Annotated in this window: 14 protein-coding genes; 6 read left to right on the top strand and 8 right to left on the bottom strand. The window is 65.0% G+C overall.

The features are described from left to right. Positions 1 to 11: 11 nt before the first annotated feature. Positions 12 to 2,930: a TonB-dependent receptor gene (locus tag RXV95_RS01375; RefSeq protein WP_338467235.1), complete on the bottom strand. Its 2,919-nt coding sequence runs from the start codon at positions 2,928 to 2,930 to the stop codon at positions 12 to 14. A gap of 288 nt (positions 2,931 to 3,218) precedes the next feature. Between RXV95_RS01375 and RXV95_RS01380 the strand changes: the two genes are divergently transcribed. Beyond that, positions 3,219 to 3,770, top strand: a complete 552-nt coding sequence (locus RXV95_RS01380; RefSeq protein WP_338467236.1) for a hypothetical protein — start codon at positions 3,219 to 3,221, stop codon at positions 3,768 to 3,770. Positions 3,771 to 3,783: 13 nt separating this feature from the next. Here the strand turns inward: RXV95_RS01380 and RXV95_RS01385 are convergent, their stop codons facing one another. The 3 genes from RXV95_RS01385 to xseA are packed head-to-tail and all read right to left on the bottom strand — an operon-like array spanning position 3,784 to position 6,404. Continuing rightward, on the bottom strand, positions 3,784 to 4,713 hold the full coding sequence (locus RXV95_RS01385; RefSeq protein ID WP_338467237.1) for a M23 family metallopeptidase: 930 nt from the start codon (positions 4,711 to 4,713) through the stop codon (positions 3,784 to 3,786). Beyond that, positions 4,710 to 4,913, bottom strand: a complete 204-nt coding sequence (locus tag RXV95_RS01390) for a DUF2093 domain-containing protein (RefSeq protein ID WP_338467238.1) — start codon at positions 4,911 to 4,913, stop codon at positions 4,710 to 4,712. The genes RXV95_RS01385 and RXV95_RS01390 overlap by 4 nt, the downstream gene beginning before the upstream one ends. Before the next feature lie 27 nt (positions 4,914 to 4,940). Next, the gene (gene xseA / locus RXV95_RS01395; protein WP_338467239.1) at positions 4,941 to 6,404 is read right to left on the bottom strand and encodes an exodeoxyribonuclease VII large subunit; all 1,464 of its coding nucleotides are present in this window, start codon (positions 6,402 to 6,404) and stop codon (positions 4,941 to 4,943) included. Between xseA and purD the strand changes: the two genes are divergently transcribed. Continuing rightward, positions 6,403 to 7,689 carry a phosphoribosylamine--glycine ligase gene (gene purD / locus RXV95_RS01400; protein ID WP_338467240.1) on the top strand — a complete coding sequence of 429 codons (1,287 nt, stop codon included), beginning with the start codon at positions 6,403 to 6,405 and terminating at the stop codon, positions 7,687 to 7,689. The two genes, xseA and purD, sit on opposite strands and share 2 nt — an antisense overlap. Before the next feature lie 72 nt (positions 7,690 to 7,761). Further along, positions 7,762 to 8,268: a hypothetical protein gene (locus RXV95_RS01405; protein ID WP_338467241.1), complete on the top strand. Its 507-nt coding sequence runs from the start codon at positions 7,762 to 7,764 to the stop codon at positions 8,266 to 8,268. Here RXV95_RS01405 and RXV95_RS01410 read toward each other — a convergent pair. Beyond that, complete coding sequence (locus RXV95_RS01410) at positions 8,265 to 9,260, bottom strand: adenosine kinase (protein ID WP_338467242.1); 996 nt, start codon at positions 9,258 to 9,260, stop codon at positions 8,265 to 8,267. The genes RXV95_RS01405 and RXV95_RS01410 overlap by 4 nt on opposite strands. Before the next feature lie 139 nt (positions 9,261 to 9,399). Here RXV95_RS01410 and RXV95_RS01415 point away from each other — a divergent pair, with 139 nt between their 5' ends. Further along, positions 9,400 to 10,068 (top strand): EI24 domain-containing protein, encoded by a 669-nt coding sequence (locus tag RXV95_RS01415; RefSeq protein WP_338467243.1) that lies wholly within the window; start codon positions 9,400 to 9,402, stop codon positions 10,066 to 10,068. Beyond that, complete coding sequence (locus RXV95_RS01420) at positions 10,058 to 10,456, top strand: hypothetical protein (RefSeq protein WP_338467244.1); 399 nt, start codon at positions 10,058 to 10,060, stop codon at positions 10,454 to 10,456. The genes RXV95_RS01415 and RXV95_RS01420 overlap by 11 nt, the downstream gene beginning before the upstream one ends. Here RXV95_RS01420 and RXV95_RS01425 read toward each other — a convergent pair. Further along, the gene (locus tag RXV95_RS01425) at positions 10,431 to 10,892 is read right to left on the bottom strand and encodes an Rrf2 family transcriptional regulator (RefSeq protein WP_338467245.1); all 462 of its coding nucleotides are present in this window, start codon (positions 10,890 to 10,892) and stop codon (positions 10,431 to 10,433) included. The genes RXV95_RS01420 and RXV95_RS01425 overlap by 26 nt on opposite strands. Positions 10,893 to 10,981: 89 nt before the next feature. Here RXV95_RS01425 and RXV95_RS01430 point away from each other — a divergent pair, with 89 nt between their 5' ends. Next, positions 10,982 to 11,431, top strand: coding sequence for a globin domain-containing protein (locus RXV95_RS01430; protein ID WP_338467246.1), 450 nt, complete (start codon positions 10,982 to 10,984; stop codon positions 11,429 to 11,431). A gap of 75 nt (positions 11,432 to 11,506) precedes the next feature. Here the strand turns inward: RXV95_RS01430 and RXV95_RS01435 are convergent, their stop codons facing one another. Both RXV95_RS01435 and RXV95_RS01440 read right to left on the bottom strand, forming a co-directional pair. Continuing rightward, positions 11,507 to 12,685, bottom strand: a complete 1,179-nt coding sequence (locus tag RXV95_RS01435; protein WP_338467247.1) for a saccharopine dehydrogenase NADP-binding domain-containing protein — start codon at positions 12,683 to 12,685, stop codon at positions 11,507 to 11,509. 96 nt (positions 12,686 to 12,781) lie between these two features. Then, the gene (locus RXV95_RS01440) at positions 12,782 to 13,951 is read right to left on the bottom strand and encodes an acyl-CoA dehydrogenase family protein (RefSeq protein ID WP_338467248.1); all 1,170 of its coding nucleotides are present in this window, start codon (positions 13,949 to 13,951) and stop codon (positions 12,782 to 12,784) included. Positions 13,952 to 13,965: the final 14 nt, after the last annotated feature.

The following is a 13,965-nucleotide window of genomic DNA, read 5'->3' on the forward strand; positions in this document are numbered from 1 at the left end:
GTGTCTGGAACTTAGTATTCCAGGGTCACGCCCGCGAAGATGTAACGACCCAGAGCGTCGTAAACCTGCGGGAAGGTGTTGCCGTTGCCAAAACCGGCACCGACGTGACCCGAAAGCGGCGGAGCCTTGTCGAACACGTTGTTCACGCCAAGGCGGAACGAATAGTGATCGCCAATGCGCGCGTTCAGCGTCATGTCGATGTAGTTCTGGGCAGCCAGGTGGTCGTTGCCATTGATGTAGTCCACCGGACCGAAATGCCGCCAGCGAACCGACGCACCCAAACCGCTCGGCAGATCCCAGCTGACGCGCATCTGGTGGCGCCACTTGGGATTCGGCGTACCGCACGACGAGCCAAACAGGCCTTCGCAGCGGTAAGCGGCCGAAACACCCGGATCGATCTCGTACTTGTCGAGATAGGTCCCCTGGAACGTCACGTTCAGCTTGCCGAGGCTACCACCAAGCGGCTGCGTGTAGGCGGCGCTGACGTCAATGCCCGAAGTCTTCAGACCACCGATGTTCTGTGTGGTATCGATGACGTACCCGTTGGGCGACAGCCACAGCGAACCACCAGCGTCACGGTGAACCAGGCTACAGATGAACGTATCACCCGAGCTTGCACAAGCATCGAGGATCGTATCGGCGCCGATGCCCTGAATGGCCTGCTTCAGGTTGATGCTGAACCAGTCGACACTGGCCGAGAAGCGCGGCAGGAACGTCGGAGTGAGGACCACGCCGGCCGTCCACGTATCGGCGACTTCGGGCTGCAGCGTCTGGTTGCCGCCGATGTAGCCGTTGTACTGCTGCGCCGGGTTTTCCGGTATCGTGCCATACTGGGCAGCCGTGACACCCATGTAGGCACACTGTGCGGCCGTGTAGGTCGGCGTTGCACCCGCGCAACCATCGGTTTCACCATCAAGAGCTACACGGTTCGGAGCGAAGAGATCCTGCACGTTCGGCGCACGGACCGCGCGGTTGTAACCGCCACGGAACGCGATGTCAGCCGTCGGGGCGAAGGTGCCTTCGATCTTGTAGGTGTCAGTGTTGAAGCTGTTGCCCGCATTCGTATAGGTCGAATAACGGTAACCGGCGTTCAGCGACAGTTCCTTGATGAAGCTGTCCTGCACGATCGGCAGGCTGATTTCCGAGAAGAACTCGCTCACGTGGAACGAACCCGCCACCGGCAGCGTGGGCGCGCCCTGGCCGGTAAGGTCACCGGTCTGGAAGGCCTGGTCACTGCGAAGCTCAAGGCTTTCCTTGCGGTATTCGAAGCCGACGTTGATTGCCACGCCATCGGTCGCCCACGGCGTGCGCACACCGTATTCGCCAAGCTGGCCGGTAAGCGAAGCGTTCGCCACCTGCTCGGTCGTGGTGCCACGCTGGAAGCCGGGGGTCGAAAGGTAGGCGGTTGCAGCCGGATCGACGTTGCCGAGGGTGAAGATGTTCCACGGCACGCAGTTCGGATCGGAACCGTCGAGCACCGAACGGCAGACTGCGTTGCCCGTAGCCGGATCAGTCACGACATCAAGAGCGCGGGCCACGCGGGTCGCCGAAAGGTCGTTCAGGTAGGTTTCGGCGTAATTCGTGCGACCGTACTGGTAGTACGCATCGTATGACCAAGCCATACCCAGGTCGCCCTGGACGCCCACGACACCGCGATACGAGGTGTGCTGCAGGTCATCCTGACGCGGACCGCCTTCAATATTACGACGCAGGACGTAAACGCCGGCAACGTCATACGAGGCACCGGTGGTCGGGTCGATGCGGGTACCGATCACATTCGACGGAGCACAGATAATCGAGAGCTGCTGCGCCGACAGAAGCGGGTTGTCGCAGTTGAGCGTCGAAGTATTGCCGAAGTCGCCCGATGGCGCGATCTGCGCAACGGTGCGGTCGTCCATGAACATGAATTCCATGTACGGCTTCACAGCGTCGCTGATGTCGTAGTGGGCGAAGAAACCCGCCGTATAGCGTTCGTCAGGACGCTGGTAATAGTTCAGCGGGTTGTAGTTGTAGATGTTAAATCCGGGCACGAACGTCTGCGAGCCATCGGGGTTCGGCTGGTAGCTGTCGAAGCTGCCATCGCCCGAAAGCAGGAAGCGACCGGTTGGCGAGGTGGACGAACCACTGCACGAGAAACCAGTGATCCCCGAGCCAGCGAGGGCGCAGTTCGAATAGTCGCGGCTTCCCTGCAGGACCGGGTCGATCTTGCGGTAACCGAAATAGGCGGTGATGTGGCCGCGGCCATCATCGAAACCGGTGCCCATGACCGCTGTCGCATCAACCGCTCCGCCATTGGTCGACGACCCGCTGGGAGTGGTGTAGCCCGCTGCCGTGTTTGCATCGAGGATGTTGGATCCGGCACTGTTGTTGTGTTGGTAGAACGAATACTGACCGTCGAGCTTGAAGCCTTCGAAATCGGTATCCATCACGAAGTTCACAACGCCCGCGACGGCGTCCGAACCGTAGACCGACGAAGCACCGCCGGTCAGCACGTCAACGCGCTTGATCAGCGCGCCCGGGATGGCGTTGATGTCGGCAGCCGAGGAATTCGGATCACCCGGCATGAGGCGGCGGCCATTGACGAGCACAAGGGTGCGCTCCGAACCGATACCGCGCAGGTTCAGAGTTGCCGTGCCCGACGAACCGTTCGAAATGTTGCCGCCCTGGCCGGCAAAGACCTGCGGCAGCGAGTTGATGAGATCCTCGACGCGGGTCGTACCCGTGTCCTGGATTTCCTGCGCGCTGACGACGGTAACCGGCGTAGCAGATTCGAGATTCGGCTGCTTGAGGCGCGAACCGGTAACGACGATGGGCGCATTGGCTGCGCCCGCGTCAGCCGGTGCGTCCTGCGCGAACGCAGGTGCCGCAACCAGCGCAAGACCGATCGCCACAGGTGCGGCGCCAGCCTTCAGCTTCGAGAAATTCTTCATGTGTTTCCAGCCCCTAATTAGGATCGGCAGGACATTGTCTGCCGGACACAAGGCCGGGCCGACCGCGTGCGCAATGCACGGTTTCCGGAGGCCCGGATTGGGCGTGGGTGCCGAAACGGTCCCCGCGTGTAAAGGCGCGAGGCGGCGCCCTGCGGCGCTTTTGTTCCTTATGTAACCATTTTGCCACACTGGACGTTCATGGGGCTTTCCCCCTTGCGAACGCACGCGCACGGCCCCAACCTGACGACGCAACCAACAGGCGGCGATCCGCCAGGAGAATGTGATCCGATGAAGCGAATCGTGCCGGTCATGCTGCTTGTCCCCGTCACCGCCATGGCCACAAGCGCACTGGCGAAGGATGTCGATCCCGCCAATCTCGACAAGCCGCAGATATACAAGGACGTGGTGGAATGCCGGGCCATCGCCGATGCGGGCGCCCGGCTTGCGTGTTACGACCGCACCGTTGCCGCGCTGCAGCAGGCGACCGACAAGCGCGATGTAGTGATCGCCGACAAGGCGGACGTGCGCGAAGCGCGCAAGGGGCTTTTCGGGTTCCATCTGCCCACGCTCAAGATCTTCGGTGGCGGGAAGAGCGACGGCAAGGACGAGGAAGACGAGATCAAGCAGATCGAATCGACCCTGAAGTCCGCAAGACACGGCCGCTATGGCGCGTGGACCTTTGTGTTGCAGGACGGTGCCGTCTGGCAGCAGACCGACACCAAGGGCTTTGCGGTCGATCCGCGCGCGGGCGCGAAGATCGAGATCAAGCGCGGTGCGTTCGGAAGCTATATGGCAAGCATCAACGGCCAGCCCGCCGTAAAGGTCAAGCGGATCGAATAAGCGCGGCGCGCGCCTATGGCATCGGCCCTGCCAGCAGCAGCGGGTCCAGACGGGCGTCCTTCCACTTGACGCTCCAGTGAAGGTGCGGGCCGGTGGCGCGGCCGGTCATGCCGATGCGCGCGATCATCTGGCCCTGCTTCACGTGGTCGCCCACTTTCACATCCAGTTCCGAACAGTGCAGGAACGCGCTGTTCAGCCCCATGCCGTGATCGATCATCAGCAGGTGCCCTTCCAGCGTGAAGGGGTCGGTCGCGGCCAGAACCACCGTGCCGTCCGCCGGCGCCACGATGGGCGTGCCGCTGTGGCCCGTGGCGATATCTATGCCCGAATGATAGCTGCCGGCCACGCCCTGGTATATCCGCTGCGAGCCGAACTTGCCGGAAATCCGCCCCGTTACCGGCCAGATGAATTTTTGCCGCCATCCGTCCGCTCCGGTGCGCATGGCCCGCGCCGCGTGGATTTGCGAAAGTTCGCCCTTGCGGATGCGCAGGAAGGCGGCGCTGGGCATCTTGCGCGGCTTCATCGGGATGTTGAGCCGTTCGATGTCCCACTCGCGCGGGGCGATAGCCAGGTCGCGGTGGACGATCCCGCCGCCTGACAGATGCGCGACAAGGCTGGCCGCGCTTCCCGCGTTGCGATCGAAGGCGATGAAGAAGCTGCCGTCGGGCGCGACCGAAACCGGCTTTCCGTCCAGATCGAGCGAAACGGTGCCGGCGGGCGCCGTGCCGCGCGCCCAGCCACCCTGCTCAAGCGCGCCGGTAAGCTCTATAGCGGCCGGCCGGTGCATTTCCGGAATGGCCGACGAGGAAACGGCACCCGCTTGCGCCGCCGGACTGGTTGGCGCGGCCGTGCTGGTGGACGCCGCCGCGCAACCCGTTCCCGCACCTGCCAGCAACATTGCGGCGCCGGCCAGGCGCCAGGTGCTTTTCGGTCGGCGCTTCACGCCCGGTCCAGCAGGCGGCGGCTCGCGATTTCGGGCGTGGCATAGGCTTCCTGGAGCTCGACACTCCAGTAGCGCAGCAGGTCAAGCGGGATGCTTTCGCCGGTAACCGCGCAGGTGACGTGATCGCCCGGCGAAATCTGGCGGAAACCGTTGGGAAGGTAGTGGAGGCGGGCGGTACGGCCCTTGGAAGACATCAACATGGCCACAAGCCTAACGGAGCCACGCGTTCAAAACAATTCCTGCTGGTCTCCGCCCTGTGCGGCGGGCCTTGCGCGCGGGGCGCTTCGCGGCGCCTTTCCGGGCGCGACGTCAAGCTTTCCGTCGTCGAACTCAAGCGTCAGCGAAGCAAGCGCCGCGGCATCTGCGCGATGGCGCACCACCGATCCGTCCGGCGCGGTGACCAGCACATAGCCGCGCTTCAATGGTGCGCGCGGATCAAGCTGGCGGCGCAACCGGTCAAGCGCGTCCACCTTCTGGCGGGCTGCCTCGATCCTTTGCAGGACGATTTCCGGGCGCAGCCGCGTGGCAGCCAAACGCTCGCGCTCTCGCCCGACGCGATTGGAGAGCAGCGAAGGACGCAGCGCCCCCGCATCGCGATCCAGCGCCGCGCGGGCCAGTGCGGTGCGCTGAACCAGCCCGCGCCGCAAACGATCGCCCAGGTCGTCAAGCTTCTGGGCCTGCGCCTGCAACAGCGCCTCGGGCCGGGGCAGGCGCTGGCTGCGCGCTTCCAGCCGCTCGCGACGCAGCGAGAGCATCCGCACCATGCCGCGCCGCTGGCGGGCGTGCAGTTCGGAAAGAAGCGCCGCCAGTTCCCCGCGAACGGGAACCGCCAGTTCGGCGGCGGCGGTCGGCGTGGGCGCGCGCAAGTCTGCCGCATAGTCGGCAAGCGTGGTGTCCGTTTCATGCCCCACCGCGCTGATCACCGGGATCGTGCAATCGGCGATGGCACGGACGACAACTTCCTCGTTGAAGCACCACAGGTCTTCGATCGACCCGCCGCCGCGCGCGACAATCACGATATCCGGGCGCGACACCGGCCCGCCTTCGGGCAGCGCCGAAAATCCGCGCACCGCCGCCGCAACCTGCTCTGCCGCGCCCTTGCCCTGCACCGCCACGGGCCAGACCACCACGTGACTGGGAAACCGGTCCGACAGGCGGTGCAGGATATCGCGGATCACCGCCCCCGTAGGCGACGTAACCACGCCGATCGTTTTCGGCAGGAAGGGCAGCGGCCGCTTGCGCGCTTCGTCGAACAGGCCTTCGGCGCCCAGCCGCGCCTTCAGCTTTTCCAGCAGGGCGAGCAGCGCGCCTTCGCCCGCGATTTCCATCCGTTCGATCACGATCTGGTAGTTCGACCGGCCGGGATAGGTCGTCATCTTGCCGCTGGCGATCACTTCCAGCCCGTCTTCGGGCAGGAACGAAAGCCGCCCCGTGCTGCCGCGCCACATCACCGCGTCAAGTCGCGCCTTGTCGTCCTTGAGGTTGCAATAGAGGTGGCCGGATGCCGCGCGTTTCACGCCCGAAAGCTCGCCGCGCACGCGAACGAAGCCGAACCGGTCCTCCACCGTGCGCTTCAGCATCTGCGAAATCTCGGACACGGAAAGCGCGCCGGCGTTGTCCCCCGGCGTTTCCCTCGCTAACAGCCCGCCAGTTTCATCGTCGTCGTCATCGGGCACGGAAGGGAAAGCCATGAATATCCTGTTGCTGGGTGGAGGCGGCCGCGAACATGCGCTGGCATGGAAACTGGCGCAATCGCCGCGTCTGGGCAAGCTCTACGCCGCGCCGGGCAACCCGGGAATCGCGCATCATGCCGATCTGGTTACGCTGGATGCCGCCGATCATGGCGCGGTCGTATCGTTCTGCGAAGCGCATGAAATCGGCCTGGTGGTGATCGGCCCGGAAGCGCCGCTGGTCGACGGACTGGCGGATTCGCTGCGCGACGCCGGCTTTTCGGTGTTCGGCCCGTCGAAGGCGGCGGCGCAGCTGGAAGGTTCGAAGGGCTTCACCAAGGAACTGTGCGACCGCGCGGGAATTCCGACCGCCGGTTACGTTCGCGCAAGGGACGAGGCCGAGGCGATGGCCGCGCTGGACCGTTTCGGTGCGCCAGTGGTGGTGAAGGCGGACGGGCTGGCGGCGGGCAAGGGCGTTGTCGTGGCGATGACCATGGACGAGGCGCGCAATGCCGTAACCGATATCTTCGGGGGCCAGTTCGGCGCGGCGGGCGCGGAAGTGGTGGTCGAGGAATTTCTCGAGGGCGAGGAAGCGAGCTTCTTTGCCCTTACCGACGGCGCGACCATCGTTCCGCTTGCCAGCGCGCAGGACCACAAGCGCGTGGGCGAAGGCGATACCGGCCCCAACACCGGCGGCATGGGCGCCTACAGCCCGGCACGTGTGCTTACCCCCGCGCTGGAAGCCGAAGTGATCGAAAAGATCATCGCGCCCACCGTCAGGACAATGGCGGATGAGGGGATGCCCTATTCGGGCGTGCTTTACGCCGGGCTGATGTTGACGCGCAGCGGACCGAAACTGATCGAATACAACGCGCGCTTCGGCGATCCGGAATGCCAGGTGCTGATGATGCGGCTGGAAAGCGACCTGGTAGAGCTGCTGCGCGCCTGCGCGGATTCCGCCCTGTCCGCGCTTCCCGTGCCGCGCTTCCGTTCCGAAACCGCGCTGACCGTGGTGATGGCGGCACAAGGCTATCCCGGTACGCCGAAGAAGGGCGGACTGATCGAAGGCGTCGATGCCGCCGAAGCGACCGGCGCCAAGGTGTTCCACGCCGGAACCGCGCTGAAAGACGGCGCGCTCGTGGCGAACGGTGGCCGCGTGCTGAACGTGACCGCGCTCGGCGCGTCGGTTCGCGTGGCGCAAGCCACCGCCTATGCGGCCGTGGACAGGATCGACGCGCCGGACCTGTTCTGCCGCCGCGACATCGGCCAAAAGGAAATTGCGCGGGAAATGGCGCGCGAGGGGTAATACCGGCCCCTATGATTGCACGGCATTTGCGTTAGGATCGTCAGCGGGAGCCGGGGGCACGGAGCAATCGCGATGCCTCGACAGTCAATCCGTTCGATCGTGGTGCCGGCCGCCGCAGCTTGCCTTGCGCTTGCAATCGCAGGTTGTTCAGTGCGCAATTCGTCCGATAAGTCGGAAGCCCATGACCAGCCCGCGTTGGCGATTGGTGAGCTGATGGAGTTCACCCAGATCCGCCACGCCAAGCTGTGGTTCGCGGGCGAAGCGGAAAACTGGCCGCTCGCCGCTTACGAAACCGCGGAACTTCGCGAAGGCTTTGACGATGTCGCCAAGGAACCGCCCCCGCGCGAAGGCGCAGCGCAGCCGCTGTCCAGCATGGTGCCCGAATTCGTGACCCAGCCGCTCGACGAGATGGACAAGGCGATCGCCGCAAGGGACAAGGCAAAGTTCGAAGCCGCGTTCGACCAGCTTACCCAAGGCTGCAACGGCTGCCACGAAGGCGCGCACGTGCAGTTCAACCGGATCGTGCGGCCAACACAGCCGCCGCTCACCAACCAGTCGTTCGCACCCTTGCCGGGTTAGGCGGCTTTCGCGGCGACAAGATCCTTGAGGTCCGCTTCCGGGCGCGCGCCATAGTGGCTGATGATTTCCGCCGCACAGATCGCGCCGAGCTTCAGGCACTGTTCCAGCGACTGCCCGCGCGTGTGGCCGAACAGGAACCCGGCCGCGAACAGGTCGCCCGCGCCGGTGGTGTCGACCACTTGCTCGACGGGTTCCGCCGGAACGTGCGCGTGCTCGGCCCCGCGCACCGCGTGCGCGCCCTTTTCGCTGCGCGTGACGACCACCGTCTTTACCTTGCCGCCAAGGTGCGTGATGCCTTCGTGGAAATCCTCGATCCCGGTCAGCGCGGCCAGTTCGTGTTCGTTAGCGAACAGGATATCGATCTCGCCCGCGTCGATCATCTTGCGGAAATCGTCGCCGTGGCGGCTGATCACGAAGGGATCGGACAGCGTGAAAGCCACTTCGCGGCCCGCCCCGCGCGCTGCTTCGATCGCGCGGCGCATTGCCTTGCGCGGTTCTTCCGGGTCCCACAGATAGCCTTCGAGGTAGAGTACCTTCGCTGCCTTGATCGCCTGTTCGTCCAGCGCTTCGGCGGGCAGGAACTGGCTGGCGCCAAGGAAGGTGTTCATCGTGCGCTGGCCGTCCGGCGTCACGAAGATCAGGCAGCGCGCCGTGGCGGGTTCGCCCGCGCGCACCGGCGTGGCGAATCCGATGCCCGACGCGCGGATATCGTGCGCGAAAACCTCGCCCAGCTGGTCGTCCGCCACCTGGCCGATGAAGGCGCAATTCGCGCCCAGTTCAGCCAACCCGGCCAGCGTGTTCGCCGCCGATCCGCCCGAAATCTCACGCGCAGGCCCCATCGCTTCGTACAGTTCCTTCGCCCGGTCGGGATCGACCAGCGTCATGCCGCCCTTGGCCAGTCCCAGCCGTTCGATATCGGCATCGTCGGCCGGGGCCATCACGTCGACAATGGCGTTGCCGATGGCGATGACGTCGGTTGTGGGCTGGCTCATGTCGGGGAAATCTCCGCAAGGGTGCAAACGCACGTGCGCCTAGACGTTCGCCCCACCGGCCGCAAGCCCGCCGCCGTTCCGCCGCAAGCGCATCGCCCCGCCATTGACAGCGCCGCGCCCTGCGGCAATCCAGCGGTCAATGCCGACCGCCCTTGCGCTTTCCCTTGCCGCCCTTGCAGATCGCCGCGTGCTTGCCGTGCTGGGCAAGAGCGCACTGGCGACCGTTGCGATCGTGACCTTGCTGAGCGCCGGGGCGTGGTGGGCGGTGGAGCGCACATTCCTGGCAACGTATTATGTCAAAGGGCTGAGCGAGATCGTCGCCACCGTGGCGGCGCTGGTCGGCGCATGGCTGCTGTTTCGGCTGGTTGCCCTGGCCGTAATACAGTTCTTCGCGGACGAGGTGGTGATCGCGGTCGAGCAGGAACATTATCCCGAAGCGGCCATGCGCGCGCGCCCGCTGGGGCTGCACCGCGAAATGCAGGTCGCGCTGCGCGGATTCCTGCGGTCGCTGGGCTGGAACCTTGCCGCGCTGCCTGTTGCCCTGCTTCTGCTGGTGACGGGCGTTGGCTCCGTTCTGCTGTTCGGCTTCGTCAACGCCGTGCTGCTGGGGAGGGAACTGACCGACATGGTGCGCCTGCGCCATGAAGGCGCGCCCGCGGTTCCGGCATTCAGCCGCTTCCTGCTCGGGGCCGTGGTGGTTGCGCTGCTTGCCGTTCCATTCGTCAACTTTCTTGCGCCGGTGATCGGCGCCGCGGCGGCGACACACCTTGTCCATCGCCGCGCATCCGGAGTGTTTCATGCGTCTTGACCGTATCGCAATCCTGGCCGCGCCGCTGGCTCTCGGTGCGTGTGCTGCCGTACCCAGCGCCACGCCGCCCATCCGCTCCACCTACACCTCTCCGACCCAACGGCCGGCGCCGCAGGTGCAGACCGTGCCGGGGCTTGAGGGGGTGATCGGCGCGGACGAGCAATCGCTGATCCGCCAGTTCGGCCAGCCGCGCCTCAATGTGGTGGAAGAAGACGCGGTCAAGCTGCAGTGGAGCGGCATTCCCTGCATCCTCGACATCTACCTCTATCCGCCAAAGAGCGGCGGACGGCCGACCGCGACATACGTTGACGCCCGGCGCGGAGACGGTCGCGATGTGGACCGCGCGGCCTGCGTCGCCGCGCTCAGGTCTCTTCAGGGCGGTCGCTGACCGCGCAACCGGGCGCCTGCGGGACACCGCCCCACAATGAGCGAACTCCGGCACCTTCGCGGGCAACGTCCGCCAGGGTATAACGGTCCAGTACGGCCAGGAACGCAGAGAGCGCCTCGGCCAGAACGCCGCTCAGCACGCAATCGACGCGCAACGCGCAGTTCGCGCAATCGGCCAGTTGCATCCCGCGCTCAAGCACGCGAACCACGTCGCCTACGCTGATTTCCGCGGGCGGCCTTGCCAGTTCGATCCCACCGTTGCGCCCGCGGTGCGAAATTGCCAGCCCTGCGCGAACCAGCTCCTGCGCAACCTTGGCGACGTGGTTGTACGAAAGCCCCTGATCGGCGGCGAACGCAGGCAGGGCAATGGCCTCGCCGCGCCGGGCGAGCACGATCAGCAGGCGCAGGCCAAAGTCCGTGTGCTGGGTCAACTGCATTTCATGCCGATATTGCACAAATGGAGTTGCATAAATCAAGCATTCTATATACCGGCATTCTAAATACCTGTTTAGGAGAAGAATCCGAAATGCGTACCGCTTCCGAAAACGCCATCGCCATCGTCAAGGCCACCGCCCCCGCCATCGAAAAGCACGGCGTGGCAATCACCACGGCGATGTACGCGCGGCTTTTCACCAACGCCGAAGTGAAGGCGATGTTCGACGAAGCCGCCCAAGAAAGCGGTGAGCAGCCGCGCCGCCTTGCCGCCGCGATCCTTGCCTATGCCAAGAACATCGACAAGCTGGCCAACCTGGGCGCTGCTGTCGAACGCATGGTTACCCGCCACGTGGAAACCGGCGTGAAGGCTGAACATTATCCCCATGTCGCCGATGCCCTTCTGCCCGCGATCCGCGACGTGCTCGGCGCCGATGTCGCCACCGACGAAGTGCTGGCCGCATGGGGCGAAGCCTACTGGATGCTTGCCGACATCCTCATCTCCGCCGAAGCGCAAGCCTATGAGGATCGCGCCGCCGCCTGATTCAGCCCAAGGGCCGCAAGAGGAGGGGCAGGCGCCGCTTGCCCCTCCTTTTTTGCGTGTGCCGGACAGGCGAATTCAGCCCTCTGCCGCGAACGTGATTTCCGCCTCGTCGCCCAGCCGCTTTACGAGGTCTGCGCCCATCAGCGCGCCCGGCGTTGAAATCCCGCCTTCGGCCTTGCATGAAAGCAGCGCGATACCGGTTTCCGCCAGCATCCGGCTGGTCGAGCCATAACCCGGATCGTAACGCCCCTTCACGCCATAGGTCACGCGCAACCCGTCCGGCCACTCACCAATGAACAGCACGTCGTAGAATCCGTTCTCACGCTCTTCCTTCGTCGGCCCCTCGCCGGGTTTGGGATCATTGGGCGTACCGATCATCGGGGTGCTGGCCAAATGCTTCGCAACCGCCTCCCCCTGCTCGCCCGGACCGGTAAGCACCATCTCGTCATAAACGAAATCGGTGCCATAGGGGTGGCCAAGCAACTGGTTCGTGCGGTGGACGTTCTTCACGTTGATCACAGCCATGATGAACGGCGCGCACCAGCTTTGCAGCGCTTCGTCATACTCCGGCTGGTCGGCGGGCGGCTGGGCCGGGCCTTCGAAGCCCGGCGTCAGGCCGAAGGGACTGGCCATGATAGCACCAAGCGACGGTTCGGCCGCGATCGCCTTCAGGGTTGCGCCAAGACTGGCCGCGGTTCCGCCCGAGACGCCGCCCTGCATGGCGCGCACCCGCGCCTTCACGCGCGGCGCAGGCATTCCATGCACTTCAACCGCGTGCTTCTGCAGCATCAGCACGCCAAGATCGAAAGGGATCGAATCGAAGCCCGAAGAGAACGAGATGCGCGCGCCGCTTTTCTTCGCGGCTTCGTGGTACTTGTCCGCCATCTGGCGCATCCACACCGGCTCTCCGCACAAGTCGGCATAGTCGGTGCCCGCGGCAACGCAGGCGGAAAGCAGCGGCTCGCTGTATAGCTGATAGGGGCCGACGGTCGTCAGGACGACGCGCGCCTGTTCAGCCAGCGCCTTCATGCTTGCGGGATCGTTCGAATCGGCGACGACCAGCGGCGTATTGGCGGGCGCGCCGATCAGGTCGCGCACCTCTTCCAGCTTGGCCTTGCTGCGCCCGGCCATCGCCCAGCGCGGCGCATCGGCGCGGCCCGCGTAATGATGCGCAAGATATTCGGCGACGAGCCGGCCGGTGTACCCGGTGGCGCCATAGACGACGATATCGAAAGGACGGTCTGCCTTTGTCATGTTCTCTCCCCGCGCCGAACCGGCGCTGCGTTACGTTTGGCGCGATGAGAGACGATCCGCCCACGCGGAGCAAGGGTTTCATTCGGAAACCGAACGTCAGAACCCGAACTGGCGCGCGGCAAGGTCGAACATGATCTCTTCCGACCCGCCGCCGATCGCCATCACGCGCACTTCGCGATAGATCCGCTCAACCCGGCTGCCGCGCACGAAGCTGGCCCCGCCAAGGATCTGGCACGCCTCGCGCGCGCAGAATTCCATCGTCTGCGTTGCCTGCACCTTGAGCAGCGCGAAATCGCCGGGCGCGGCCTTCCCATTCAGAACGCACCACGCGCAATGATCGATCCACGCCTGCGTCGCCTGTATCCGCCGCATCATGTCAGAGAGTTTGTGGCGGATGACCTGATTGGAGACGAGCGGCTTGCCGAACGTCGTCCGTTCACGCGCCCAGTCCAGCGCATCCTCGAAGCACAGGCGCGCATAGGCCGCCGCCTGCTGCGCCATGCCCAGCCGCTCTCCATTGAAGTTGCGCATGATGCCGGAAAAGCCGCCATTTTCCGGCCCGATCAGGTTTTCCGCCGGAACCTCCACATCGTCGAAATGGATCGTCGCGGTGTCGGACGCGTGCCAGCCCATCTTCTCCAGCGGCGTGCGCGAAACGCCGGGCCGGTCGGTTTCCACCAGCAGCAGCGAGATGCCGCCCAGCCCCGGCCCGCCGGTGCGAACGGCCAGCGTGATGTAATCGGCGCGCACGCCCGAGGTAATCAGCGTTTTCGCGCCGTTGACGATATAGGCCGCGCCCTTGCGCTCTGCTCGCGTGCGCAGGTTGGCAACGTCGGACCCACCCGAAGGTTCGGTAATGCCAAGGCAGATGATCTTCTCGCCCGCCAGCACCTCTGGCGCAATCCGGCGCTTCATCTCTTCGCTGCCCATCGCGATGATCGGCGGCAGGCCGATGCCGTGAGTCAGCAAGGAAGCGGGAATGCCGCCCGCGCCGGGGCGGCAGATTTCCTCGCTCTGCACCAGCGAATGGAAGATAGTGAAACCTTCCGAGTGCCCGCCGAACTCTTCGGGATAGCCCAGCCCCAGCACGCCCGCCGCCGCCGCCTTTCGGTGCAGGTCGCGCGGCAATTGCCCTGCGCGTTCCCATTCGTCGACATGCGGCGCGATCTCGCGCAAAACGAAAGCGCGAACGCTGTCTGCCACCGCTTCGTGGGTTTCGTCGTAATGCGGCGAACGGGCGCGCCATTCGTCGAACAGATATGCCATGCGTCCTCTCCCAA

This window comes from Novosphingobium sp. ZN18A2, assembly GCF_036784765.1.
Taxonomy (GTDB): domain Bacteria; phylum Pseudomonadota; class Alphaproteobacteria; order Sphingomonadales; family Sphingomonadaceae; genus Novosphingobium.